The organism is Pseudomonas sp. MF09156, assembly GCF_059862305.1.
Genome location: NZ_JCBCUR010000001.1, coordinates 1,023,461 through 1,048,121, shown reverse-complemented (window position 1 = coordinate 1,048,121; position 24,661 = coordinate 1,023,461). Strand labels below are relative to the sequence as shown.

General features: G+C 63.0%; 26 protein-coding genes. 9 read left to right on the top strand and 17 right to left on the bottom strand.

Annotation, left to right across the window (positions count from 1 at the left end):
- The first annotated feature begins 80 nt into the window (after positions 1–80).
- Together nosP and AC19YY_RS05045 are read left to right on the top strand one after the other, a co-directional pair.
- Positions 81–1,244: a nitric oxide-sensing protein NosP gene (nosP, locus tag AC19YY_RS05050; RefSeq protein ID WP_170043150.1), complete on the top strand. Its 1,164-nt coding sequence runs from the start codon at positions 81–83 to the stop codon at positions 1,242–1,244.
- Positions 1,213–3,474, top strand: a complete 2,262-nt coding sequence (locus tag AC19YY_RS05045) for a hybrid sensor histidine kinase/response regulator (RefSeq protein ID WP_169954426.1) — start codon at positions 1,213–1,215, stop codon at positions 3,472–3,474. Before nosP ends, AC19YY_RS05045 begins: the two co-directional genes overlap by 32 nt.
- Positions 3,475–3,605: 131 nt before the next feature.
- Here the strand turns inward: AC19YY_RS05045 and AC19YY_RS05040 are convergent, their stop codons facing one another.
- Positions 3,606–4,271: a response regulator transcription factor gene (locus AC19YY_RS05040; protein WP_029296512.1), complete on the bottom strand. Its 666-nt coding sequence runs from the start codon at positions 4,269–4,271 to the stop codon at positions 3,606–3,608.
- Between the two features lie 27 nt (positions 4,272–4,298).
- On the bottom strand, positions 4,299–4,853 hold the full coding sequence (locus tag AC19YY_RS05035) for a PQQ-dependent catabolism-associated CXXCW motif protein (protein WP_169954425.1): 555 nt from the start codon (positions 4,851–4,853) through the stop codon (positions 4,299–4,301).
- A 276-nt stretch (positions 4,854–5,129) separates the two neighbouring features.
- Between AC19YY_RS05035 and AC19YY_RS05030 the strand changes: the two genes are divergently transcribed.
- Entirely contained in the window at positions 5,130–5,756 is a 627-nt protein-coding gene (locus tag AC19YY_RS05030; RefSeq protein WP_500603910.1) for a response regulator, read from the top strand.
- Between the two features lie 42 nt (positions 5,757–5,798).
- On the opposite strand, the gene AC19YY_RS05025 is transcribed toward AC19YY_RS05030, so the two are convergent.
- Together AC19YY_RS05025 and exaA are read right to left on the bottom strand one after the other, a co-directional pair.
- The gene (locus AC19YY_RS05025; protein WP_169954423.1) at positions 5,799–6,446 is read right to left on the bottom strand and encodes a pentapeptide repeat-containing protein; all 648 of its coding nucleotides are present in this window, start codon (positions 6,444–6,446) and stop codon (positions 5,799–5,801) included.
- An 86-nt stretch (positions 6,447–6,532) separates the two neighbouring features.
- On the bottom strand, positions 6,533–8,425 hold the full coding sequence (gene exaA, locus AC19YY_RS05020; RefSeq protein WP_169954422.1) for a quinoprotein ethanol dehydrogenase: 1,893 nt from the start codon (positions 8,423–8,425) through the stop codon (positions 6,533–6,535).
- Positions 8,426–8,679: 254 nt separating this feature from the next.
- On the opposite strand from exaA, the gene pedF reads away from it, so the two are divergent.
- From pedF to exaC, 4 genes are read left to right on the top strand one after another with little or no spacing between them, the layout of a single operon-like run.
- Positions 8,680–9,141: a cytochrome c-550 PedF gene (pedF, locus tag AC19YY_RS05015; RefSeq protein WP_169954421.1), complete on the top strand. Its 462-nt coding sequence runs from the start codon at positions 8,680–8,682 to the stop codon at positions 9,139–9,141.
- A 3-nt stretch (positions 9,142–9,144) separates the two neighbouring features.
- A complete protein-coding gene (locus AC19YY_RS05010; RefSeq protein WP_169954420.1) occupies positions 9,145–9,900 on the top strand; it encodes a quinoprotein dehydrogenase-associated SoxYZ-like carrier in 756 nt (251 codons plus the stop codon).
- Positions 9,897–10,823 carry a quinoprotein relay system zinc metallohydrolase 1 gene (locus tag AC19YY_RS05005; RefSeq protein WP_500603909.1) on the top strand — a complete coding sequence of 309 codons (927 nt, stop codon included), beginning with the start codon at positions 9,897–9,899 and terminating at the stop codon, positions 10,821–10,823. The genes AC19YY_RS05010 and AC19YY_RS05005 overlap by 4 nt, the downstream gene beginning before the upstream one ends.
- A gap of 27 nt (positions 10,824–10,850) precedes the next feature.
- Entirely contained in the window at positions 10,851–12,371 is a 1,521-nt protein-coding gene (gene exaC / locus AC19YY_RS05000) for an acetaldehyde dehydrogenase ExaC (RefSeq protein WP_169954418.1), read from the top strand.
- A 628-nt stretch (positions 12,372–12,999) separates the two neighbouring features.
- Here exaC and AC19YY_RS04995 read toward each other — a convergent pair.
- From AC19YY_RS04995 to ccmA, 10 genes are all read right to left on the bottom strand, one after another.
- Entirely contained in the window at positions 13,000–13,395 is a 396-nt protein-coding gene (locus tag AC19YY_RS04995) for a hypothetical protein (protein WP_115127676.1), read from the bottom strand.
- A 16-nt stretch (positions 13,396–13,411) separates the two neighbouring features.
- A complete protein-coding gene (gene ccmI, locus AC19YY_RS04990) occupies positions 13,412–14,605 on the bottom strand; it encodes a c-type cytochrome biogenesis protein CcmI (protein ID WP_500603908.1) in 1,194 nt (397 codons plus the stop codon).
- Positions 14,598–15,071: a cytochrome c-type biogenesis protein gene (locus AC19YY_RS04985; RefSeq protein WP_169955964.1), complete on the bottom strand. Its 474-nt coding sequence runs from the start codon at positions 15,069–15,071 to the stop codon at positions 14,598–14,600. The genes ccmI and AC19YY_RS04985 overlap by 8 nt, the downstream gene beginning before the upstream one ends.
- Positions 15,068–15,604 (bottom strand): DsbE family thiol:disulfide interchange protein, encoded by a 537-nt coding sequence (locus AC19YY_RS04980; protein WP_169955962.1) that lies wholly within the window; start codon positions 15,602–15,604, stop codon positions 15,068–15,070. The genes AC19YY_RS04985 and AC19YY_RS04980 overlap by 4 nt, the downstream gene beginning before the upstream one ends.
- Positions 15,601–17,589 (bottom strand): heme lyase CcmF/NrfE family subunit, encoded by a 1,989-nt coding sequence (locus tag AC19YY_RS04975; protein ID WP_500603907.1) that lies wholly within the window; start codon positions 17,587–17,589, stop codon positions 15,601–15,603. The genes AC19YY_RS04980 and AC19YY_RS04975 overlap by 4 nt, the downstream gene beginning before the upstream one ends.
- Before the next feature lie 3 nt (positions 17,590–17,592).
- A complete protein-coding gene (gene ccmE, locus AC19YY_RS04970) occupies positions 17,593–18,048 on the bottom strand; it encodes a cytochrome c maturation protein CcmE (protein ID WP_169876558.1) in 456 nt (151 codons plus the stop codon).
- Positions 18,045–18,221, bottom strand: a complete 177-nt coding sequence (ccmD, locus tag AC19YY_RS04965) for a heme exporter protein CcmD (protein WP_029292593.1) — start codon at positions 18,219–18,221, stop codon at positions 18,045–18,047. The genes ccmE and ccmD overlap by 4 nt, the downstream gene beginning before the upstream one ends.
- Positions 18,218–18,973, bottom strand: coding sequence for a heme ABC transporter permease (locus AC19YY_RS04960; RefSeq protein ID WP_057438825.1), 756 nt, complete (start codon positions 18,971–18,973; stop codon positions 18,218–18,220). The genes ccmD and AC19YY_RS04960 overlap by 4 nt, the downstream gene beginning before the upstream one ends.
- A gap of 85 nt (positions 18,974–19,058) precedes the next feature.
- Positions 19,059–19,727 (bottom strand): heme exporter protein CcmB, encoded by a 669-nt coding sequence (gene ccmB, locus AC19YY_RS04955; RefSeq protein ID WP_029292588.1) that lies wholly within the window; start codon positions 19,725–19,727, stop codon positions 19,059–19,061.
- Positions 19,724–20,359 carry a cytochrome c biogenesis heme-transporting ATPase CcmA gene (gene ccmA, locus AC19YY_RS04950; RefSeq protein WP_169955957.1) on the bottom strand — a complete coding sequence of 212 codons (636 nt, stop codon included), beginning with the start codon at positions 20,357–20,359 and terminating at the stop codon, positions 19,724–19,726. The genes ccmB and ccmA overlap by 4 nt, the downstream gene beginning before the upstream one ends.
- 197 nt (positions 20,360–20,556) lie before the next feature.
- Between ccmA and fliK the strand changes: the two genes are divergently transcribed.
- Both fliK and AC19YY_RS04940 read left to right on the top strand, forming a co-directional pair.
- On the top strand, positions 20,557–22,128 hold the full coding sequence (fliK, locus tag AC19YY_RS04945; RefSeq protein WP_500603906.1) for a flagellar hook-length control protein FliK: 1,572 nt from the start codon (positions 20,557–20,559) through the stop codon (positions 22,126–22,128).
- On the top strand, positions 22,125–22,454 hold the full coding sequence (locus AC19YY_RS04940; protein WP_170056962.1) for an EscU/YscU/HrcU family type III secretion system export apparatus switch protein: 330 nt from the start codon (positions 22,125–22,127) through the stop codon (positions 22,452–22,454). The genes fliK and AC19YY_RS04940 overlap by 4 nt, the downstream gene beginning before the upstream one ends.
- Positions 22,455–22,859: 405 nt before the next feature.
- On the opposite strand, the gene AC19YY_RS04935 is transcribed toward AC19YY_RS04940, so the two are convergent.
- The 3 genes from AC19YY_RS04935 to AC19YY_RS04925 all read right to left on the bottom strand — a co-directional run bounded on the left by AC19YY_RS04935 (position 22,860) and on the right by AC19YY_RS04925 (position 24,614).
- Positions 22,860–23,252, bottom strand: a complete 393-nt coding sequence (locus AC19YY_RS04935) for a DUF2802 domain-containing protein (RefSeq protein WP_169955954.1) — start codon at positions 23,250–23,252, stop codon at positions 22,860–22,862.
- Positions 23,253–23,738 carry a chemotaxis protein CheW gene (locus tag AC19YY_RS04930; RefSeq protein ID WP_029292578.1) on the bottom strand — a complete coding sequence of 162 codons (486 nt, stop codon included), beginning with the start codon at positions 23,736–23,738 and terminating at the stop codon, positions 23,253–23,255.
- 75 nt (positions 23,739–23,813) lie between these two features.
- Positions 23,814–24,614, bottom strand: a complete 801-nt coding sequence (locus AC19YY_RS04925; RefSeq protein WP_432754474.1) for a CheW domain-containing protein — start codon at positions 24,612–24,614, stop codon at positions 23,814–23,816.
- Between the last annotated feature and the right edge of the window lie 47 nt (positions 24,615–24,661).

Genomic DNA, 24,661 nt, shown 5'->3' with positions numbered 1-24,661 from the left:
GAAGCCCCGACCCAGTACCCAAGTAGCATAGGTCGCCACCCCGCGCGTTCGTACACTTGAGCTTCAACGGGGAGATGACCATGCAGCAGGTGCACAGCGAAGGCGTAGTCACAGCCATGTCCCAGGCCAGCGAGGCGCGGCAGGTGGCCGATGAGCTGGCGCGCCAGTTGTTGCACCCGTACCTGGGTTTCGTGCTGTTCTTCTGCTCTGCCACCTACGACCTGCAAGCCCTCGGCCAGGCCCTGCAACACAGTTTCGGTGGTGTTCGTGTGGTGGGTTGCACCAGTGCCGGCGAGATCACACCCCAGGGGTACGGGCGCAATTGCGTGACGGCGGTGGGGTTTGACCACGCGCACTTTTCCATCGCCACCGAGCTGATCGACCAGGTCGAGCACTTCAGCCTGATCGACGCGCAACAAATGGTCGAACGCCTGGTGGGCGGCTGTCGCAGCAACACCCTGGCGCCGATCAAGGGCAACAGCTTTGCCCTGACCCTGCTCGATGGCCTGTCCAGCCGTGAAGAAATGGTCCTCGCCGCCCTGAGCGCGGCGCTTGGTGATATCCCCCATTTTGGCGGTTCGGCCGGCGATGACAACCACCTGACCCACACCCACGTGTATTTCGACGGCGCCTTTCACAGCGGCGCGGCGGTGGTGGTGCTGGTCAATACCTGGCTGGATTTCGAGGTGTTCACCACCCACCACATCCTGCCCTTGGCACAGAAGCTGGTGGTGACAGGGGCGGACAGCGCCTCGCGACGGGTCTTTGAATTGAACGCCGAACCTGCCGCCGAGGAATACGCGCGGCATATCGGCGTGGCCGTGGCGCAACTTGATCACCGGATCTTCGCCGCCCACCCGTTGGCGGTGCGCGTCAATGATCAGTACTACGTGCGGGCGATCCAGCAGGTCCACGACGACTTGAGCTTGAGTTTCTACTGCGCGGTGGAAAACGGCATCGTCCTCACCGCCATGACCCCGGGGCCGATCCTGCCCAACCTGCAGACCCTGTTCGACGGCCTGCAAGCGCGCCTTGGCGACTTGCTGCTGACCATTGGCTGCGACTGTTTCCTGCGGCGCCTGGAGCTCGAAGAGCACGGCGCCCTGGAGCCGATCGGCGCCTTTTTGCGCGAGCAACGGGTGATGGGGTTCAACACCTACGGAGAACAGTTCAATGGCATGCACATCAACCAGACCTTTACCGGGGTCGCCATTGCCCGTGGTCGAACCCCTGGACAGCGCTGAACTGCACGCGCAGATCCGCGCCCTGCAGCAGGACAATCGCAAGCTGGCGCGGATCAACGCCGCGCTGATCGAGCGCGTCGAGTCCGGCGCGACCCGTGGCAACGACCCCTATGCGGCGTTCCAGCATTCGGTGGTGCTGGCCGAGCAGGTGCGCGAACGTACCGATGCGCTCAACCAGGCGATGGCCGAACTCAAGGCCAGCAACCATCTGCTGCGCGAGGCGCGGCTGCGGGCGGAAACCGCGCACCAGCATTTGATCGATGCCATCGAGAGCATTTCCGATGCCTTTGTGCTGTTCGACCAACACCAGCACATCGTGTTGTTCAACAGCCGCTTCCAGGGATTTTGGAGCAATAGCCCGGTGCAGATTGTCGCGGGCATGGGCCTGCGCGAGGTCAAGCGGTTGATGACGGTCAACGGCCTGTTCACCGAAGAAGCCCATGGGCATGCCGATGAAACCCTGTTTTACCGCCTGGATAACGGCCGTTGGCTGCAAGTTAGCGAAAGGCCGACCCAGGACGGCGGGCGGGTGATTCTGTTTACCGACATCACCGACGTCAAACTGGCGGAAACCTTGCGCCGTGAACAGGCCGTCGCGCAGAAATCCCAGGAAAGCGAACGCTGGATCCGCCTGATCACTGACCATGTGCCGGCGTTGATTGCCTACCTCAATGCCGACCTGGTCTACGAGTTCACCAACAAGGTCTACGAGCAATGGTATTGCTGGGCGCAGGGCGCGATGCTCGGCAAAAGCCTGCGCCAGGCCCACAGCGAACAGCATTACCAGCGCCTGGAAGCCTACGTGGCGCAGGCGCTGGCTGGGGAGAGCGTGACCTTTGAGTTCGCCGAAACCAACATCAACCACCAGGAGCGCTACATGCTGCGCTCCTATGTGCCCAATCGCCTGGCCAGTGGCGAGGTGGTGGGGATCTTTGTGCTGATCCGCGACATCACCGAACGCCGGCGCACCGCCGAGGCCCTGCACCAGGCGTATCAGAACCTGGAGCTGCGGGTACGCGAGCGCACGGCCGAGCTGACCTCGCTCAACGACCAGCTGTTGCAGGAAATCGACGAGCGCCGCCGCGTGGAGTCGCGCCTGCGCGAAGCCAAGCTGGAAGCCGAGCAGGCCAACCTGTCGAAAACCAAGTTTCTGGCGGCGGTCAGCCATGACCTGCTGCAACCGCTGAATGCCGCCCGCCTGTTTACCGGGGCCTTGCTGGAACGCCGTGACCCGGTGGCCAACGAAACGTTGGTGCGCAACGTCAGCAATTCCCTGGAAGATGTGGAAAACCTGCTGGGCACCCTGGTGGATATTTCCAAGCTCGATGCCGGGGTGATCAAGGCCGATATCGCGCCATTTGCCTTGAGCGAACTGCTGGACAACCTCGCCGCCGAATACACCCAAGTGGCGCGCAGCGAAGGCTTGCAGCTGCACTTTATTGGCTGCTCGGCCCTGGTGCGCAGCGATATCCAGTTGCTTGCGCGGATCTTGCGCAACCTGTTGAGCAATGCCATTCGCTACACCTACGGCGGGCGCGTGGTGCTGGGTTGCCGGCGTGAGCATCAGCGTTTGTCGATCCAGGTCTGGGACACTGGTATGGGCATCGCCGAGGAGCGCCTGGAGGAGATTTTCCAGGAGTTCAAGCGCGGCGATGTGCAACGTCCCGACCAGGATCGCGGGCTGGGCCTGGGCCTGGCGATTGTGGAGAAAATCGCCAGGATTCTCGGGCATCGGATCAGCGTGCGCTCATGGCCGGGCCGGGGTTCGATGTTCAGTGTGGAGGTGCCGTTGAGCAGCACCGCACCCAGGGTCTTGCCTATGCCGGTGATGAGCGAGCCGATGCTCGAGCGCTTGCAGGGTGCGCGGGTGTGGGTGCTGGATAACGACGCGGCGATCTGCGCCGGCATGCGCACTTTACTGGAGGGTTGGGGCTGCCAGGTGGTGACGGCCTTGTCCGAGCAGGACCTGGCACGCCAGGTGGACAACTACCATGCCCAGGCGGACTTGCTGATTGCTGATTACCACCTGGATGACGAACAGAATGGCGTGGACGCGGTGGCCAGGATCAATGCGCGGCGGGCCAGTGCGATTCCGGCGATGATGATCACCGCCAACTATAGCAACGAGCTGAAACTGCAGATCCGCGAGCTGGGGCACACCTTGATGCACAAGCCGGTGCGGCCGATGAAACTCAAGACTGCCATGAGCCACCTCTTGGGCCGCCCCTGACACAATCTCGATCAAAAATGTGGGAGCGGGCTTGCTCGCGAATGCGGTGGGTCAGTCAATACATTCATTACTGACCCACCGCATTCGCGAGCAAGCCCGCTCCCACATTTTGATCTCAGTCGTCAGGAAAATCAGCGCCGCAGGTAGGAGCCGAAGTCGATATCTCCAGCGCTCAAGATCGCCTGCACCCGGTTATGTACATTCAACTTGCGCAGGATCGCCGACACATGGGCCTTCACCGTGGTCTCGGCAATTTCCAGGGTGTAGGCAATCTGCTTGTTCGACTCGCCCTTGGTCATGCGTTCCAGCACCAGCAGCTGTTTGCGCGTGAGGGCCTGGAGCAGTTCCGGGGCGAAGGCCGGGTTGTCGTGCATGCGCCGCTGGCCGGGGTTTTTCTGGGTGCGGATGATGTCCGGCGGCAGGTACACGTTGCCATTGAGGATCTGCTGGATCGCCTCGGTCATCTGCGCCCGTGGCGAGGACTTGGTGATAAAGCCGACCGCCCCGTAGGTAATGGCCTGCAGCACGATCTGCTTGTCCTGCTCGGCCGAGACGATCACCACCGGAATCGTCGGTGCTTCGTTGCGCAGGTTGATCAGGCCGTTGAGGCCGTGCATGCCGGGCATGTTCAGGTCCAGCAGGATCAGGTCGAGGTCGTCATGCTCCTGGGTCAGGGCCAGGGCGCTGTCCAGGTCGGCGGTTTCCATCACTTCGCTACCGGCAAAACCGTCGCTGATGACGTTATGGATCGCTTCGCGAAACAGCGGGTGATCGTCGGCAATCAGAATTTTATACATGGCCGTTCACCTTTTTATTGTGGTTTTTCAGGGGGCAAGCTCAAAGGGCTCAGGGTGTGCTGCGGCGACTGGCAGCTTGGCTGCCTCCCACGCGTCCAGGCCATCGCGATACCAATACACAGCGCTATAGCCCAAGGCATTGGCCCGTTTTACCGCGTTCCAACTCAACCAGCAATCTGAGCGGCAGTAGAACACCAACGGGTGTGCAAGGTTACCGCCGCTGTAGGTATACAGGTGGCGGGCAAAGTAGCTTTGCCATTCTGGCGTCAGCTCCCCATCGCCGGTATTGGCCAGCCAATGGCTGCCGGGCAGGTTGGCGTGGGGCTGGTCTTCGATGAACTGGCCGTGCAGCCATTGTCGGCGGTAGACGTCGATCAGCACCGGGCGCGGTTGTTGCGCCAGCAGCGCTTGCAGGGCAGGGGTGTCGACGATGGTCGCGCCCGGCAGGTGCGCAGGCGTGGGGCTGCGATAGAGGTTGATGCGGTAGCCGTCGCTGGAAAACAGCGCAGTGGGCGGCTGGGCAGCCGCCAGCAGCGGGGTCAGCGACAGCACGGCAACCAGGGTCAGTCGGGCGGGCAGCATGGCAGGTACGATCCTTATAGTTATGCGCCCATTACATGCCAGTCGCGCTGCCTTGGGAATGCGACGATAGACAGCAAAACCAGTACCAAAGTAGTAATTCACCGCGTGCCCGGGGGCTCTAGCATGCAAGGCAACGATCATCCCCGGGAGTTGTACGATCATGCGAATCCTCAAGGCGCTGCTCTTGCCGTTTTTGCTGATTGTCAGCCTGATCGGCGTGGACAAGCTCCACGGCCCGCGCCCGGCGCCGCTGCTGGTGATGCCGGCACATGCCTCATGAATATCCTGTTGGTCGACAAACACGCCGTGGTGCGCCTGGGCTACAGCAGCCTGTTGCGGGCGCGGCTACCGGGCGTGGAAGTGCGCGAGGCGGGCAGTGGCGAAGAGGCGCTGGCGCGGGTGCAGGAGGCGGTGCCGAACCTGGTGATCACCGGTTTTGGCCTGCCGGGCATCAGTGGCCTGGAGACCACCCGCCGCCTGCGCCAGCGCCTGCCGCAATTGCGCGTGCTGTTTTTCAGCCAGCATCAGGAACTGCCCCTGGTACGCCAGGCCCTGGAGGTCGGCGCTGCGGGTTACATCACCAAGGGCGCGACGCCTGCGGTGATGAACGAGGCGGTGCAGCGCATTCTCGACGGCCACACCTATATCGAACAGGCCCTGGCCACCGAGCTGGCCTATCACCCGGTCGATCACCGCCTGCAGGGCATGACCGCCCGCGAGTTGGAGATCTTCCTGATGCTCGCCAAGGGCACGCCCACCCGGGCTATTGCTGATCAACTGAGCATCAGCAGCAAGACCGTGTCCAATCACCTGACCTTGCTCAAGAGCAAATTGCAGGTCAGCTCCCATGCGGAGTTAGTGCATGTGGGGATTGATATGGGCGTGGTGCGGGCGGCGGGATAAATCGCACCTCTGTAGGCGCCGACAAGCCGGCGCCTACACAGGTTAACGGTCCCAAGTGGTGGGGCAGTCCTTGCAGCCCTCCATATTCGCATCCTGGAAGTTTGCATAGTGCTGGCGGGTGCCGGTGAGGGTGGCCTGTTCCAGATTGCTTTCACCGAACTTGGCTTCTTGCAGGTTGGCATCGCTGAGGTCCGCACCTTGCAGGTCGGCTTTGCTCAGCCAGGTCATTTCCAGGTCCGCGGCACGCAGGTTGGCCTTGTGCAGCTTGGCCCCCGACAGCCGCGCAAATTGCAGGTAGGCGGCGCTGAGGTTGGCGTTTTCGAACTGTGCACCCTGGGCGAACATGCCCCAGCCTTGCACGGCCATCAAGGTGGCACCGCTGAAATCCGCCAGGCGCAGGTTGGCTTGTTGCAGGCTGGCGCGGGTCAGGTTGGCGCCTTGCAGTTGGGCTTTTTCCAGGTTGGCCAGGTCGAGGTTGGCGTGGCGCAGGTCGGCCTCGCGCAGGTCGGCACCGGCCAGGTTCATTTTGCTCAAATCCTCGTTACGCAAGTTGGCGCCCTTGAGGTTGGCGCCGGGGCATTGGCTGTGGGGGGCGATGGTGCAGCCGTTGATGACCAGGGGTTGGTCGTCGCCATCGTCGGCGTAGGCCAGGGGGAGGGACAGCAGAAGTAAGAGGGGCAGGTAGTTCATGGCGGGGATCTCGTGGTGGCCGTTGGGGCGCGGAGCGCCCTGGGAAGCATTCCCACGCAGAGCGTGGGAACGATCATCAACGGGGGTTATTTTTGCGCGGTCTTGTTATCCCAGCTCGGGATCTTGAACACCCAGAATGACCCGCCTTGCGCCACCGGCTTGGTCAGCTCGGCCATGTCGCCGCCCCACAACGGCACCGCGCCGCCGTAGCCAACCGTCACGCCGATGTACTGCTCGCCGTCCTGTTCCCAGGTGATCGGCGGGGAGACGATGCCGCTGCCGGTCTGGAACTTCCACAGCTCCTTGCCGGTTTTCGCGTCGAAGGCCTTGAAGAAGCCATCGCCAGTGCCGGTGAACACCAGGTTGCCCTTGGTCGCCAGCACGCCGGCCCACAATGGCAGGGCTTCCTTGTGTTCCCATACCACCTTGCCGGTGGTCGGGTTCATCGCGCGCAGGGTGCCGACGTGGTCGTCATACATGCGCTTGATGCGGAACCCCATGCCCAGGTACGCCGAGCCCTTCTTGTAGTTGACCTCTTCGGTCCAGTATTCCTCTTTCCACTGGTTGCCCGGAATGTAGAACAGGCCGGTGTCCTGGCTGTAGGCCATGGGGTTCCAGTTCTTGCCACCGAGGAACGGCGGCGAGACTTCCACCGATTTGCCCTTGGTTTCACCCGGCAGCGGCTTGGCCGGACGCTGGCCTTCGTTTTCCACGGGGCGGCCGGTCTTCAGGTCGATATGGCTGGCCCAGGTGATGTTGTCGACAAACGGGAAGGCGTTCTGCAGCTTGCCGTTGTTGCGGTCGACCACGTAGAAGAAGCCGTTGCGGTCGGCGTGGCCGGTGGCCTTGACCACTTTGCCGTCCTTGTCCTTGTAGTCGAACAGCACCAGCTCGTTGTTGCCGGAGAAGTCCCAGGCATCGTTTGGCGTGTGCTGGTAGAACCACTTCACTTCGCCGGTGCTTGGATCGACACCCACTTGGCCGGAGGTGTAGAGGCTGTCGAAGTCGTGGGGGTTGCCGTCCTTGGAGGTGCGCGCCCAGGTGTTCCACGGCCCTGGGTTGCCGGCGCCGACGATGATGGTGTTGGTTTCGGCATCGAAACTGGCGCTCTGCCAAGGGGCGCCGCCGCCGTGGCTCCAGGCCTCGACCTTGCCGGTTTCGGTGGTTGGATCATCCGGCCAGGACGGTGCTTTCACATCGCCGGTGGTGGTGCTGTCCTTGCCATTGAGGCGGCCCATGTGGCCTTCGACAAACGGGCGCATCCACACTTCTTCGCCGGTGTCCGGGTCGCGGGCAAACAGCTGGCCGACCACGCCGAATTCATCACCGGAGCTGCCGTGGATCAGCAGGACCTTGCCGGTGACCTTGTCTTTGATCAGCACCGGGGCGCCGGTCATGGTGTAGCCGGCGGCGTGGTCGCCGAATTTCTTGTTCCACACCACTTTGCCGGTGTTTTTATCGAGGGCGATCAGGCGTGCATCGAGGGTGCCGAAGTAGATCTTGTCGCCAAAGATCGCCGCCCCGCGGTTGACCACGTCACAGCACGGGCGAATGTTGTCGGGCAGGCGGTGGTTGTAGGTCCACAGGCGCTTGCCGGTCTTGGCGTCGAGGGCGAATACCCGGGAGTAGGAGCCGGTGACATACACCACGCCGTCGTTGACGATGGCCTGGGATTCCTGGCCGCGTTGCTTCTCGTCACCGAACGAGTAGGACCAGGCCGGTGTGAGCTTGAAAACGTTCTTGTCGTTGACCTGGGCCAGGGGGCTCCAGCGCTGGGCGTTGGTGCCCATGCCGTATTGCAGCACGTCCTTGGTGGTCAGGTGGTCGTTGGCAATGTCTTCCCAGGTGACGTTGCGCGTCTGCTTGGCAGGTTCGGCAGCGGCGAAGCTCGCCGCACTCAAGGACAGGCTGCCGACCAGCAGGAAAGCCTGCACGGCAAGGCTCAGCGGCGAGAGGGCGGGTAGCGATCTTATTGTCATGGTTGCAGTTCCCAGTGGAGGTTTTGGCCTGCACAGGTTGCTGGCTGGATGGGGCACAGGGATACGGAAAATATCCCGGTGTAGCCGGGACAATTTCCCGAACCGCATCTGATTTAGCAGGGGCCCGCAAGCCTTACTACGAAGGGAGTAGAACCCGGCCACCAAAGCAGCATACGGGCCCTGGCGAGGCGTTCCTATGATGGTTGCCATAGCCTCTGTAGAGAGGTTTTGCGTGCAATCCTGAGGGGACAATAATGACAACAAAACGCAACGCCTTGCTGGTTGCCGGCCTGTTGGCCGGGGTGATCGGCGCAGGCTCCGCCTGGGCCCATGGCAACGTCACACCCACTGCCGTGGAAACCAAGGGACTGACGCCGGTCAAGGATGCCGGCGTGACGCTGGATGCGGACGGCTGGGCGGCGGTGAACCCATATCGCCAGTCGCCGGAACATGACAAGGCCGTGGAAGTCGGCGCCTCGGCCTATAACCAGAACTGCGCCGCGTGCCATGGCCTGGAAGCCAAGTCCGGCGGGATCGCGCCGGACCTGCGCATGCTCGATGAGGGCGATGCCGGGGACGAGTGGTTCGTCGAACGGGTGCGCCACGGTGCCGTGCGCGATGGCCGGGTGTACATGCCTAAAATGGCCGACTACCTGAGCCAGGAAGCCTTATGGGCGGTACGCACTTATCTTGATAGCGTGCACGTCGAGGAGTAAGCCATGGGCTGGCGCGCACGTTGGCTGTTGGCTTGTTGGTTGCCAGTGGCCGCCTACGGGATGGACCCCGGCAAAGACCCGGTGCCATCGGTGATGTGGAGCTATTTTCACCAGCAGTTGCTCGGCAATGCGCCGTTTGTCTTTGATGAGCGGGTCCAACTGCTGGCGCCGCCCTTTGCCGAAGATGCGCGGCAGGTGCCGCTGGAAATCGATGCCCGCGCCTTCAAGGGCGAGGTAGTGAAGATCATCGCCTGGGCCGAACTCAATCCACTGCCGAAAATCGTCGACTTCCAGCCGGGCGAGGGCGTGTTGCCCTGGCTGGCGATTCGTATCCGCATCGAACAGGCTACGCCGTTGCGCGCGGCCGTGTTGACCAAAGATGGCCTGTGGCATGTGGGCTCGACCCTGATCGACGCCGCCGGCGGTGGCTGCACCGCGCCCAGCGTGGTGCGCAGCCAGCCGGGTTGGGAAGAGCACCTGGGAGAAGTGTTGGGCGGTCGCTACCCGCGCGCGGATTTCAGCCGGCTGCGCCTGCAAGTGGCGCATCCGATGGACAATGGCATGGTCAGCGGCATCCCGGAGTTCTACATCAACCACGCCGAGCTGCGCGACGCCCAGGACCGGGTGTTGGCGCGCCTGGAGCTGTTCGCGGCGGTCAGCGAGAACCCCGACCTGGCGTTTGACCTGCAAGGAGCGGGGCCGGTGCGCCTACTGTTGCGCGACACCAGCGGCAGCGAGTTTTCCGGAGCCATCCCATGAAGTGGCTATGGCTGCTGTTGTTCGGCCTGAGCCTGCCCGCGCTGGCCGACCTCGACTACGCCCTCAAGCCCCGGCAGATCGCTGCCGACACCTGGCTGCTGGAAGGCAGCACCGACAATTTCGCCAGGGCCAACGGCGGCAATATCGTCAATACCGCCTTTATCGTGACCCAGGCCGGGGTAGTGGTTATCGACACCGGGCCGTCCCGGCGCTACGGCGAGGCGATGCGCCAGGCAATTGCCACGGTCACCGACAAACCGGTGATCCAGGTCTTGCTGACCCATCACCACCCCGACCATGTACTGGGCAACCAGGCGTTCAAGGATGTGCCCATCGGCGCGTTGGCAGGCACCACCACGCTGCTGCGCGAGCAGGGCGATGGCATGGCGGAAAATATGTACCGCATGGTCGGCGACTGGATGCGTGGCACTGAAGTGCTGCTGCCCAGCCAGACGCTGAGCCCCGGCGTGCAGACCTTTGGCGGGCACTCCTTGCGCCTGCTGAGCCTGAGCGGCCATACCGGCGCCGACCTGGCGATTTTCGACGAGACCAGCGGCGTGCTGTTTGCCGGCGACCTGGTGTTTTACCAGCGCGCCCTGACCACCCCCAATACCCCCGGCCTTGCAGTATGGCTGGCGGATATCGCCACCTTGCAAGGCCTGCCCTGCAAGCTCATCGTGCCCGGCCACGGCCCCGTGGCCAGCGACGCCCAGCCCTTTGCACAAATGCGTGACTACCTGGGCTGGCTCGACCAGCTCATGGCTACCGGTGCCGCCAACGGCAGTGCCATGGGCGAGATGATCCGCAGCCCCATCCCCGAACGTTTTGCGGCCATCAGCCTGAGCCGCTACGAACTGATCCGCAGTGTCAGCCACCTGTATCCGCGCTATGAACGCGCCCAGATGCAACGGATAGATCAATAACAACATCCCCCCGAAAGAGGCCTCATCATGATCTACGCACAACCTGGCACCCCCGGCGCCATCGTCACCTTCAAGCCACGCTACGGCAACTTTATCGGTGGCGAGTTTGTGGCCCCGGTCAACGGTGAATACTTCACCAACACCTCGCCGGTCACCGGCGAAGTGATTGCCCAGTTCCCGCGCTCCAGCGCCGCCGATATCGACAAGGCGCTGGACGCCGCGCATGCCGCCGCCGATGCCTGGGGCAAGACCTCGGCCCAGGATCGTTCCCTGGTACTGCTGAAAATTGCCGACCGTATCGAGCAGCACCTGGAAGTGTTGGCCGTGACCGAGACCTGGGACAACGGCAAGGCCGTGCGCGAGACCCTGAATGCCGACGTGCCATTGGCCGCCGACCACTTCCGTTATTTCGCTGGCTGCATCCGCGCCCAGGAGGGCGGCGCTGCCGAGATCAACGAACTGACCACCGCTTATCACTTCCACGAACCCCTGGGTGTGGTCGGGCAGATCATCCCGTGGAACTTCCCGTTGTTGATGGCCGCCTGGAAACTCGCACCGGCCCTGGCCGCTGGCAACTGCATCGTGCTCAAGCCGGCCGAGCAGACGCCGCTGTCGATCATGGTGTTTGCCGAGCTGATCGCCGACCTGTTGCCGGCCGGCGTGCTGAACATCGTCCAGGGCTTTGGCCGCGAAGCCGGCGAGGCTCTGGCCACCAGCAAGCGCATCGCCAAGATCGCCTTTACCGGCTCCACCCCGGTAGGCGCGCACATCATGCATGCGGCGGCCGAGAACATTATTCCGTCTACCGTCGAGCTGGGCGGCAAGTCGCCCAATATCTTCTTTGAAGACATCATGCAGGCGGAACCGGCCTTTATCGAGAAAGCCGCCGAGGGCCTGGTGCTGGCGTTCTTCAACCAGGGCGAGGTCTGCACCTGCCCGTCGCGGGCGCTGGTGCAGGAGTCGATCTACGAGCCGTTCATGGCCGAGGTCATGAAGAAGATCGTCAAGATCAAGCGCGGCAACCCGCTGGACACCGAAACCATGGTCGGCGCCCAGGCGTCCGAGCAGCAGTACGACAAGATCCTCTCGTACCTGACCATTGCCCAGGAAGAGGGCGCCGAACTGCTGGCCGGTGGCGCCGCCGAACACCTGGAGGGCGACCTGTCCAGCGGCTATTACATCCAGCCGACCCTGCTCAAGGGCCACAACAAAATGCGCGTGTTCCAGGAAGAAATCTTCGGCCCGGTGGTGGGCGTGACCACCTTCAAGGACGAAGCCGAAGCCCTGGCGATTGCCAACGACAGCGAATTTGGCCTCGGTGCCGGGCTGTGGACCCGCGACATCAACCGCGCCTACCGCATGGGCCGGGCGATCAAGGCCGGGCGCGTGTGGACCAACTGCTACCACCTGTACCCGGCGCACGCCGCGTTTGGCGGCTACAAAAAATCCGGCGTGGGCCGTGAGAACCACAAGATGATGCTCGACCATTACCAGCAGACCAAGAACCTGCTGGTGAGCTATGACATCAACCCGCTGGGGTTTTTCTGATCGCCTGATTGAACTGCCAGCTTCCACCCTTTGATGGGCAGATATCAGCCTCCCTGCTTGAAATGCAATCAAGTGTGGGAGCTGGCTTGTCGGATCGCTGCGATAGCGGTGTATCAGTCGATAAATGTATTGGCTGATACACCGTCATCGCAGGCAAGCCAGCTCCTACAGGGGAATGCAGCTTCGCGCTCTGGCTTTGCTGTTGCTCTGCTTTTGATCTGGCTTTTGATCTTGATCTCAGGCGCCCCGTCAAACCACGCTGGCCGCAGGCAGGTATTGCGCAGTGGGCACCCCGGCATGGATGCCGGGGTAGCCGCGACACGGCCAGGGATGGCCGATCGCGGCGGGCCCACGGAGCAATGCCTGACTGCGGGCATGCCGAGCCTAGGCGAGGCACCGAGTGGTGGGGCAAAAGCGCTTTGGTTACTTTCGCGCTCTTCGAAAGTGACCCGCCGTAAGGGCGGAACCAATAGCCGCCGTAACCGCAGCAACGGATATGTACACATACCCAATAACCAAAAAAAGCGAGTTGTGTAGATACCTATGCGGCGACCCGACAAGCCAGCTCCCACATTTGGATTGGATTTCAAGTCATAAAAAAAGGCGACCGTGTGAAGGTCGCCTTAGATCATTTTGCGTACTGCTTGCTCAACCCAGGCGGTACACCCTGCACATTTGTCTCTTCCCAGGGCCCATTCGGGCTGATGGAGCGGCTCCAGCCGTTGCTCCAGCGGTAATAGGTGCGCTGGCGGTAGAAGGTGTCCGGTTGTTCGTCCAGCACGTACACCTGCATCTTGCCGTCCCAGTGGCTGGCAGCGCCGGGGGGTGGGGCGAAGGTCGGGGACTTGCTCGGCAAGGGCTTGGCGGGGGCGGTGACCGGGCCGGAAGGTTTGGTTACCGGCTGGGTCGAGGGGCCCGACGGTGGAATGGTCGGGCCCGTAGGGGCAGGAGGTGGCCGATGGACCGCGCAAGCGCTCAAGCCCAAGACCAGGCTGAGCAGGGTGATACGAGCGATGGCGGTCATGGGGATTTCCTCGAAATTATTTATCCGGACTGTCGATGGTCAACTGCTGGGTCGCGGTGGTGCTGCTGGCCAGGGGTTGACTGCGGCCGATCCACTCGCCGGCAGTCGGTTGACCGGCCCGTGAGATGCGCGCAACCAGTTGGACTTCGGGAAAGTTGGACAGTTTCAACTGCGGCATCATCGCATCGGCATCGCCCAGTTCGACGGTCACCGGCAGGTCGGCCACGGTCACGCGCTTGGCGGCCAGTGGCGCCGGCGGGCCTGAAACGGCGCGGGCGAAGATGAATACGCTGTCAGTCGGCAGGGCGCGGGCTTTGACGTCGGCCGCCAGGTCCACGCGCACTTTCATCACTGCGGTCTTGGCCGTTGGCGCGACGGCAGCGCCGCCCTCTTTCAACTTCTCGGCCGCACGGTCGATGCCGCCTTGCAGCGCTGCGCGGGAGTTGTCTTTCTCCGGCAACAAGGCCAACAGACGATTCCAGTAGTCGATAGCTTCCTGGTAACGCTGCCCTTCAAAGGCGGCGATGCCCAGCAGGCCGAGGCTGGTGACTTCTTTCGGATCGAGCTTCAGCGCTTCGTCGGTCAAGGCATGAAGCTGCGGCGACCATTGTTTGTTGTTGGCAAAGTACTGCGCCTGGGCCCACTGCCCGAGCAATTCCGGCTGGCGGCCAGCCAGGGCCACGGCGCGCTCGAAGACCTTGGCCGCATCCGCCGAGCGGTCCTGGGCCATGTAGGCGCGCCCCAGGAAGTACAGGCCCTCGGCCGAATCCGGTTGCGCTGCCGCCGCCCGTTCCAGGCGCTGGGTCATGTCGGCAAGGGACACCGGCGGCTGGGCGAATTCGCGGGTCAGTTCAACCTTGTCGATGGCCCCGTAATGCAGGTACAGCCCCAGGCCCAACACCGGCACCAGCACCGCGGCCAGCAACGGCAGCGGCTTGCCCAGGCGCGATTCGCGGGGTTTTTCCACGCCTTCGGTATCGGCCAGCAATTCACGGGCGGCTTCGGCGCGGCCGGTATCGAGCTGCGCGGCGTTGAGCACGCCTTCGCTTTGTTGGGTTTGCAGTTCGGCGACACGTTCCTGATACAGCGCGACGTTCAGCGCGGTGCGGTCTTCTTCACGCTGGGCGCGACGTACGCGCAACACCGGGATCAGCAGGAAACTCAAGGCAACCAGGAGCAGCAGGCCAGCTGCGAGCCAGAAATCAATCATCAGTTTTTTTGTCCAGCAGTTGGTCGAGGCGTTGGCGCTCTTGGGCAGATAGCGCATCAGAACCATCGGTAGGCGCCGCACGGCGACGGCGGACGATCACGGCCATGACCACCAGGCCACCCAGCAACAGGGCAGCGGGGCCAAACCAGAGCAAGGCGGTCTTGCCGGTCAGCGCCGGCTTGTAGCGGACAAAATCACCGTAGCGATCGACCATGAAGTCGATGATCTGCTGGTTGTCCTTGCCCTCGCCCAGCATGCGGAAGATTTCCTTGCGCAGGTCGGCGGCAATCGGCGCGTTGGAATCGGCGATGTCCTGGTTCTGGCACTTGGGGCAGCGCAGCTCCTTGGTCAGCTCGCGAAAACGCTCGCGGTCGCCATCGCGGGCAAATTCATAGGTGTCGATGGCGGCATGGGCCACGCCCACCAGGCCCAGGGCCAGTACTGCGGCGGTCAACCAGCGCTTCATGGCTTGGCCTCATCCACCAGGGCCTGGTACTTGGCCGCCAGTTGTTCGCGCCAGACCACTTCGTCGATCACCCCGACGAACTTGTCGCGGATCACACCCTTGGCGTCGATAAAGAAGGTTTCCGGGGCACCGTAGACGCCGAGGTTCAGGCCCAGGTTGCCGTCTTCATCACGCACGTCCAACTGGTACGGGTTGTGGAACTCCGCGAGCCACTTCAGGGCCGCCGCATTGTCGTCCTTGTAGTTGATGCCGTAGATCACCACGCCATTCTCGGCCAGCTTGTTGAGCACCGGATGCTCTACGCGGCACGAGATGCACCAGGTGGCCCACACGTTGACCAGGGCCGGTTTGCCAATCAGGTCTGCCTGGGTCAGGGTTTTATCGCCCTGCACCGTGGGCAGCGAGAACGCCGGGAACGGCTTGCCGATCATCGCCGACGGCAGCTCGGCCGGGTCCAGATACAGGCCGCGATACAAAAACACCGCGACCAGCAGAAACAGCGCCAGCGGCAATACCATCAACCAACGCTTCATACCGCTGCTCCCTGCATGCCGAGGGCTTCACGCACCCGGCTCTTGACCTTGACCCGGTAACGCCGGTCCATCGCTGCCAGCAATCCGCCAAAACCGGTCAGCAGGCCGCCGAACCAGATCCAGCGCACAAACGGCTTGACGTGGACCCGCACGGCCCAGGCACCCTCGCCCAGGGGTTCGCCCAGGGCCACATACAGGTCACGGGTGAACCCGGCGTCGATCCCGGCTTCGGTCATCATCGAGCTTTGTACGGTGTACAGGCGTTTTTCCGGGTGCAGCACGGAAACCTGCTTGCCGTTGCGCAGCACACGCACGGTGCCTTTGTCGGAGGTGAAATTCGGCCCTTCGAAGTGCTTGGCGCCTTCAAAGACGAACTGGTAGCCGGCCAGGTCCATGGACTCGCCAGGGGCCAGGCGCAGGTCGCGCTCGGCGCTGTTCTGGCTGGACAACACCACGCCCAGGACGCACACGGCGATGCCGATGTGCGCGATCTGCATGCCCCAGTAACTGCGGGTCAGGGTTGGCAGGCCCTTGATCAGGCCCTTGTGCCGGGTCTTGTCGAAGATATCGCGCACACCGGCCAGCAACACCCAGGCCGCGAGCATGAAGGTGGCGAGCACTGCCCAGTTGAAGTCGCCGTAGGCAATCCCGGCAATCACCGACAAGGCGGCACTGCCCAGCAGCACTGGGATCAACATGCCCAGCAGCCATTTGACCGGGGTGTCTTTCCAGCGCACCAGCACGCCAATGGCCATCACCACCATCAGCAGGCCCATCAGCGGGATGAACAATGCGTTGAAGTACGGCGGGCCGACCGACAGCTTGGCGCCGGTCAGGGCATCGAGTACCAGGGGGTACAGGGTACCCAGCAGGATCATCGAGGCAGCAACGATCAACACCAGGTTGTTGCCCAGCAGCAGGGTTTCCCGCGACCACAGGTTGAAGCCCACGTGGCTCTTGACCACCGGTGCGCGCAGGGCGAACAGAGTCAGCGAGCCGCCCACCACGCAGAGCAGGAAGATCAGGATAAACACGCCGCGCTCAGGGTCGGCAGCGAATGCGTGCACCGAGGTCAGCACGCCGGAACGCACGAGGAACGTGCCCAGCAGGCTCAGGGAGAAGGCGGCAATGGCCAGCAACACGGTCCAGCTCTTGAACACGCCGCGTTTTTCGGTGACGGCCAGGGAGTGGATCAGTGCCGTGCCCACCAGCCAGGGCATGAAGGAGGCGTTTTCCACCGGGTCCCAGAACCACCAGCCGCCCCAGCCGAGTTCGTAATAGGCCCACCACGAGCCCAGGGTGATGCCGATGCCGAGGAAGGCCCAGGCGACGATGGTCCAGGGCCGCGACCAGCGCGCCCAGGCCGCGTCGAGGCGCCCGCCGAGCAAGGCGGCGATGGCAAAGGCGAAGGCCACGGAGAAGCCCACATAGCCCATGTAGAGCATCGGCGGGTGGACGATCAGGCCGATATCCTGCAGCAACGGGTTGAGGTCGCGACCGTCCATGGGAATCTGCGGCAGGATCCGCTCGAACGGGTTGGAGGTCATGATCAGGAACAGTAAAAAGCCGATGCTGATCATGCCCATCACCGCCAACACCCGCGCCAGCATGACTTGCGGCAACTGCCGGGAGAACACCGACACGGCAAAGGTCCAGCCGCCGAGGATCAGCGCCCACAGCAGCAGGGAGCCTTCGTGGGCACCCCACACGGCGCTGAACTTGTAGTACCAGGGCAAGGCGCTGTTGGAGTTACTGGCCACATAGGCGACGGAAAAATCGTCGGTCATGAAGGCATAGGTCAGGCAACCGAAGGCGAACGCCAGGAACGCGAACTGGCCCCAGGCGGCGGGTTGCGCCAGGCTCATCCACAGCCGGTCGCCGCGCCAGGCGCCCAGCAGCGGGACGATGGCCTGGACGATGGCAAAGCACAGGGCGAGGATCATCGCCAACTGGCCCAACTCGGGAATAAACAATGTAGAGGTCATCGCTTAACCCTCCTTGGCTGGGGTTGGCGCGGATTGGCCGCTGTCTTTGAGGGCCTTGGTCACTTCCGGCGGCATGTATTTTTCATCGTGCTTGGCCAGCACTTCATCGGCTACCACCACGCCCTGGGCGTTGATCTTGCCCAGGGCCACGATGCCCTGCCCTTCGCGAAACAGGTCCGGGAGGATGCCGCGGTAGGTGATGGTCACGGATTTGTTGAAGTCGGTGACCACGAAGGTCACGTCCAGGGAGTCGCCGGAGCGCTTCAGGGAGCCGGCCTCGACCATGCCACCGGCGCGGATCCGCGTGTCTTGCGGCGCCTCGCCATTGGCGATCTGGGTCGGGGTATAGAACAGGTTGATGTTCTGCTGCAAGGCGCTCAAGGCCAGGCCCACGGCAATGCCGACGCCCACCAGGATGGCAAGGATGATCAACAGACGCTTTCTACGCAGCGGATTCACTTATCGGTCTCCCGGCGCAGACGACGCGCCTCTTGTTGCAGGTAACGCTTGCGGGCCAGGATCGGCGCAACGACGTTGAGGGCCAGGACGGCCAGGCTGATGCCATAGGCGGTCCAGACGTACAGGCCGTGGTGGCCCATGGCGAGAAAATCACTGAAAGAGGCGAAACTCATCCACGGGCTCCCAGGCTGTTTTGCACTTCGACCTTGACCCAACTGGTACGGGCCTCACGCTTGAGCACTTCGAGGCGCATGCGCATCAGCAGCACCGCCCCGAAGAAGCAGTAGAAGCCCAGGACCATCAGCAGCAGCGGCGCCCACATTTCCACGGGCATCGCCGGTTTTTCGGTGAGGGTGAAAGTGGCGCCCTGATGCAGGGTGTTCCACCACTCCACCGAGTACTTGATGATCGGGATATTGATCACGCCGACAATCGCCAGCACCGCGCAGGCCTTGGCCGCGCTGTCACGATTGCTGATCGCGTTGCCCAGGGCAATCAGCCCGAAGTACAGAAACAGCAGGATCAACATGGACGTTAGTCGCGCATCCCAGACCCACCACGAACCCCAGGTCGGCTTGCCCCAGATCGCCCCGGTCAGCAGTGCAACCGCCGTCATCCACGCACCGATGGGCGCCGCGCATTGCAGGGCGACGTCGGCCAGCTTCATCTTCCACACCAGCCCGACAATGCCGCACACCGCCAGCATCACGTAGCAGGACTGGGCCAGCAGCGCGGCGGGCACGTGGATATAGATGATGCGAAAGCTGTTGCCCTGCTGGTAATCGGGCGGAGCGAAGGCCAGGCCCCAGACCAGGCCGATACCGATCAGCAGGAAGGCGGCGACGGCGAGCCAGGGCAGCATTTTGCCGCTGATGCCATAGAACCACTTGGGCGAGCCGAGCTTGTGAAACCAGGTCCAGTTCATTGCTGTTTCCATCACGGTTGCTTCTTGTCGTTGCAAGAAGCTTAGGGTCTTTACTGACGCAGTGAAAACACCGGGTCAGACCTCATTATTCGCCGACGCTGATTTTCAGGCCGGCCGCTATAGCAAAGGGTGTCAGGGTTACCGCCAGGGCGGTCAGGCTGCCAAGCCACAAGAGGTAACCGGTCGCCGGCATTCCCATGAGCGCGGCCTGCAAGGCGCCGCTGCCCAGGATCAACACCGGGATATACAAAGGCAAAATCAGCAAGGCCAGCAACAGCCCCCCACGTTTCAGGCCCACGGTCAGTGCCGCACCCACCGCCCCCAGCAGGCTCAGCACCGGGGTGCCAAGCAACAACGAGGCCAGCAATACCGGCAGGCATTCGGAAGGCAGTCCCAACATCATCGCCAGCAGCGGCGCGAGCAGGACCAGCGCCAGGCCGGAGAAGGCCCAGTGTGCCAGTACCTTGGCCAGTACCAGAAGAGGCAGGGGGTGCGACGAAAGGACCCACTGTTCAAGGGAACCATCTTCGAAATCACTGCGAAACAGCCCGTCCAGCGAGAGCAGGACGGACAAAAGGGCCGCGACCCACACCAGTCCCGGAGACAAGGTTTGCAACAGTTTAGTCTCGGGGCCGACCGCCAAAGGGAACAACGCGATGACAATCGCGAAGAACACCAGCGGGTTGGCCAACTCCGCCGGGCGGCGACACAGCAAGCGGGCTTCACGGGCGACCAACAGGGCAAACACACTCATACCGACCACCGGCCCAAGTCCAGGTCGCGGTAACCGGCAGGCATACGGGTCAAGGTGTGGTGGGTGGTGAGGACCACCATGCCGCCTTGCTCGCAATGCCGGGCCAGGTGTTCTTCGAGTTGCGCTACGCCCTGTTTGTCGAGGGCCGTGAAGGGTTCGTCGAGGATCCACAGCGGCGGGCCCTCCAGATACAGGCGGGCCAGGGCCACCCGGCGTTGTTGGCCGGCTGACAGGGTATGACAGGGGACGTCTTCGAAGCCCTTGAGGCCCACGGCGGCCAGGGCCTGCCAGATAGATGCGCGCGGGGCCGGATGATGCAGGGCGCTGAGCCAACTGAGGTTTTCTTCGGCCGTCAGCACATCCTTGATCCCGGCGGCGTGGCCGATCCACACCAGGTTGCGCGCCAGCTCCGTGCGTTGTTCGTGCAGTGGCTTGCCGTTAAGGCGCACCTGGCCTGCCGTCGGCTGCATCAACCCGGCCAGCAGGCGCAGCAAACTGGTCTTGCCGCTGCCGTTGGGCCCACTGATCTGCACCATATCGCCGCCCGCCAGACGCAGTTCGAGGTGTTCGAACAGCATCCGCAGGTCTCGCTCACAGGCAAGCGCAACGGCTTCAAGTAGTGGACTGGTCACAAGATCGCGGGCCTTTACGGTTCAAGTCGGCGGCGGAACGGCCGTTAAAGAGATGCACAATAACTGCATTGGCGGCCTGTTTTAGAGAGCTGGATCAATCAGTTGTGATGTTTTTGACACGCTCTTTGCAGACGGGCGGCATTATACATGCGATGCCCTACTCTAAAGAGGGCAATTTCCTTGAGACGGCGGCCACGATGACCGGTGACATCAACCTTCCAACCCTGCCCCCAGCCCCGGCCACCGGGCCCAGGCCTGCGCCTGCGGTGGGTGAACTGCTGAAACTGCTGGAGCCTCAGGCAGGGTTGATCGACGCCGGAAAAACCGTGAACGCCGAGGTGCTGGCGCTCAAGCAAGGCGGTGAAGCCTTTCAGCTATTGCTCAAGCTGACCCTCGAAGGTGGCCGGCAAACCCTGGTGCAGGCCGCCAGCAGCCAGCCGCTGCCCCTGGGCAGCAACGTGGCGGTGAGCCAGACGGCGTCGGGCGACCTGGCGATCAGCCTGCAACAGGCGCTCAGCGCCAATGTCGCGGCCCTGACCCGCATCGACACCACTCAATTGCCGGTGGGCAGCTTGCTGCAAGCCAAGGTGCTGACCTCGCAGATGCTACCCCAGGGCGCCGGGCAGCCGGCGCTGTACCGCTCGCTGGTGTCGGTGCTCAACAGCGCCCTGAGTGGCACCACCCTGACCCTGGAAAGCCCGCAGCCGCTACGCGTCGCCAGCTTGTTGAGTGCCGTGGTGCAAGGCGCGCAGACCCTGGATTTCGTGCCCCTGAGCGGGCTGCGCGATCAACTGGCGGTCAGCCAGCAACTGGCCGCCCAGCAAAGCCGCCAGGGCTCGCTGGAGGGCCTGCTCAATGCCTTGAAGAACCTGCCCGATGACACCTCGGCGCAGTTGCGCGCCGCCGTCGACCGCTTGCAGGCCGGGCTGCCGGATGTGGCGCAGGTCAGCAATCCCAAGGTGCTGGCACAACTGCTGTACAACAGCGGCGTATTCCTCGAAGCCAAGCTGCTGGCCGGGCAAAACCCGCAAGTGCCGCCGCTGGATATGAAGGGCAGCCTGCTGCGCCTGGTCAACGAATTGCTACCCGCCCTGCCCGCCAGCACCAACCTCAATGCAATCCTGGCCGCCAATACCCTGGCGCAGATGCTGCCCAGTTTTGTCCGCAGCCCGCTGGGCACCCTCGGCCAAGTGGGCGCCCGCACCGCGCCGGGCGGCTTCCCATTGCCAGAGCGCCTGCTGCAGCGCCTGGACGGTGAAAACAGCCTGGAAAACCTGTTGCGCCTGGCCGCCGGCGCCATCTCACGCTTGCAGAGCCATCAACTGTCGAGCCTGGAACAAAGCGGCACCACCGCCGATGGCCGCCTGCAAACCACCTGGCAACTGGAAATCCCCATGCGCACCTTGCAAGACATCGTGCCGCTGCAGGTCAAGTTCCAGCGCGAAGAACCGCCGCCGGACAAGGACGAGCCGGAGCGCAAGATCGAACGCGATGCGAAAAAGATGCTGTGGCGCGTGGAGCTGGCCTTCGACATGGAGCCCCTGGGCCCGTTGCAGGTCCAGGCACAATTGAGCCAGGGCAAACTGTCCAGCCAGTTGTGGGCCACCCGCCCGTTCACCGCCAGCCTGATCGAAAGCCACCTGGGCAGCCTGCGCGAACGCCTGGTGTCATCGGGCCTCAACGTCGGCGACCTCGACTGCCACCTCGGCACCCCACCCCGTGGGCCGAAGACCGGGCTGGAACAACGCTGGGTGGATGAAACCGCATGAAGAGCCCCAACCCACCGCGCCAGGCCATCGCCCTCAAATACGACGGCAAAGCCGCCCCCGCCCTGACCGCCAAAGGTGACGACGCCCTGGCCGAAGCCATCCTGAAATTGGCTCGGGAACATGAAGTCCCGATTTATGAAAATGCCGAACTGGTGAAATTACTGGCGCGCATGGAACTGGGCGACAGCATCCCCGAAGAGTTGTACCGCACCATCGCCGAGATTATTGCGTTTGCCTGGACGCTCAAAGGCAAGTTCCCGGCGGGGTATGACCCCAATGCCGAGCCGGTGGAGCGGGATGTGACGGCGCGCGGGGATGATTACTGACGTTTCAGGGATGCACACAGATCAAAAAATGTGGGAGCGGGCTTGCTCGCGAAAGCGGTGGGTTAGTCGGTACATGTATTGGCTGACACCCCGCTATCGCGGGCAAGCCCGCTCCTACATGGGAACTGCGCCAGACGCTGGCAGTGGGGACGACAAAAAACAAGTGTAGGAGCTGGCTTGCCTGCGATAACGGTGGACCAGTCGCTACTGCCTTGGCTGACACACCGCTATCGCGGGCAAGCCCGCTCCCACATGGGAATTGCGGTGGGCGCTGGCAGTGGGGACGACAAAAAACAAGTGTAGGAGCTGGCTTGCCAGCGATGGCGGTGTGTCAGTCGGTATATGTATTGACTGATCCACCGCTTTCGCGAGCAAGCCCGCTCCCACATTTGAATCGGTACAGGCTCAGCTTTTGTGCAATTTGCTCATCAACTGTGCCTCGGCCTGGGTCAGGCCGCAGGATTGGGTCAGTTCGTCCACCGTGGCGCCCATGCCCACCAGCTTGGCCGCCTGGGCAAAGGATAGGTTGGCCGGGTCGCGCTGTTCCAGCGCCGACAGCTTGTCGGGCAACGGTGCAACGATCGAGCGCAGTTCGTGCACGTCCTCCCCTACCCGCACCGCGCTTTGCTGGTAGTTGTCCACGCGCTTGGCCATCTCGCGCAGGCGCTGGTCGCGCACGGCGTCGCGCTCGGCCTGTTGCAGGGCCGATTCGCGTTGCTGGCGCATATGGCGCAACAACACCACCACGGTCCCGACCCACAGCAGGGCCAGGACGATTACCGCTACCTCAAGCATCAATCAGATGTTCTCCAGGTCCGACCACTCTTCTTCACTCATCATCTTGTCCAGCTCAACCAGAATCAGCAGCTCGCCGTTCTTGTTGCACACGCCCTGGATAAACTTGGCCGACTCCTCGTTGCCGACATTCGGCGCCGTCTCGACTTCCGACTGGCGCAGGTAAACCACCTCGGCCACGCTGTCGACCATGATCCCGACCACTTGCTTGTCGGCCTCGATGATGACGATCCGCGTGTTGTCGTTGACTTCAGTCGGCATCAGGCCAAAGCGCTGGCGGGTGTCGATCACGGTCACGACGTTGCCGCGCAGGTTGATGATGCCCAGCACGTAGCTCGGCGCACCCGGCACTGGCGCGATTTCGGTGTAGCGCAGCACTTCCTGCACGCGCATCACGTTGATGCCGTAGGACTCGTTGTCCAGTTTGAAGGTCACCCATTGCAGAATCGGATCATCCAAACCCTGTGCGGACGCTGACGACTTGTTCATACCCCTGACCCCTTCAAATACCGTTGATAACGGCGTGTGTTCTTCTTTGGCAGCACCGTGGCGCTGCGCCTCTTATCAAGTACGTTTGTTACCTGGCAGATCTTTTACCGCACCGCTGGCAATCAGCTCCGCCAATTCGGCGACATCCAGCAGCGCGCACATGTGTTCGATCACGGTGCCCGCCAGCCATGGCCGCTGGCCACGGTGGCTGCGCCATTTGATTTCGTTGGGGTCCAGGCGCAGCGAACGGCTGACTTGATGCACCGCCAGCCCCCATTCGTAGCCCTGCACCGAGATCACGTATTGCAGGCCCTGGCGAAAATCATCGCGATAGCGGTCGGGCATCACCCAGCGCGCGGTATCCAGCACCTTGAGGTTGCCGGCCTGGCTCGGCAGGATCCCGAGGAACCACTCCGGCTGGCCGAACAACGGCGTCAATTCCTGGCCCTCCAGGGAGTAGATCGACCCCAGGCACACCAGCGGCACCGCCAGCGTCAACCCGGCCACATCGAACAGCAGGCATTCGAACGACTCGGCCGCCCACGCTGGCCGGCCATCGGTTTCCACCGGTGGCGGGGTAATGCTCGGCGGTCGATGCACTTCGGCCACCGGCGGCACCAGCGCCAAGGGTGCAGGCGCTTGCACAACCGGGGCAACGACCGGCACCACCAACGCATCACGGGCCTGCTCTTCGAGGACCGCCAGTTGAAACTCGTCCAGGCCAGCCTCAGCCTCGACCACAGGCACCGCCAGCACTTCATCCAGCACCAGGATCGGCTCGGGCAGCAGCTCCTCGGTCGCATCCTGCAGCAGTGCATCCAGGTAGGACTGCAGCGCCAGTTGCGGCCGGGTCTTGATATCGACAGGACGACTCATCTGTATGCCCACGCGCACGCACCGTTGACCGTGTATTCAAAGGTTAT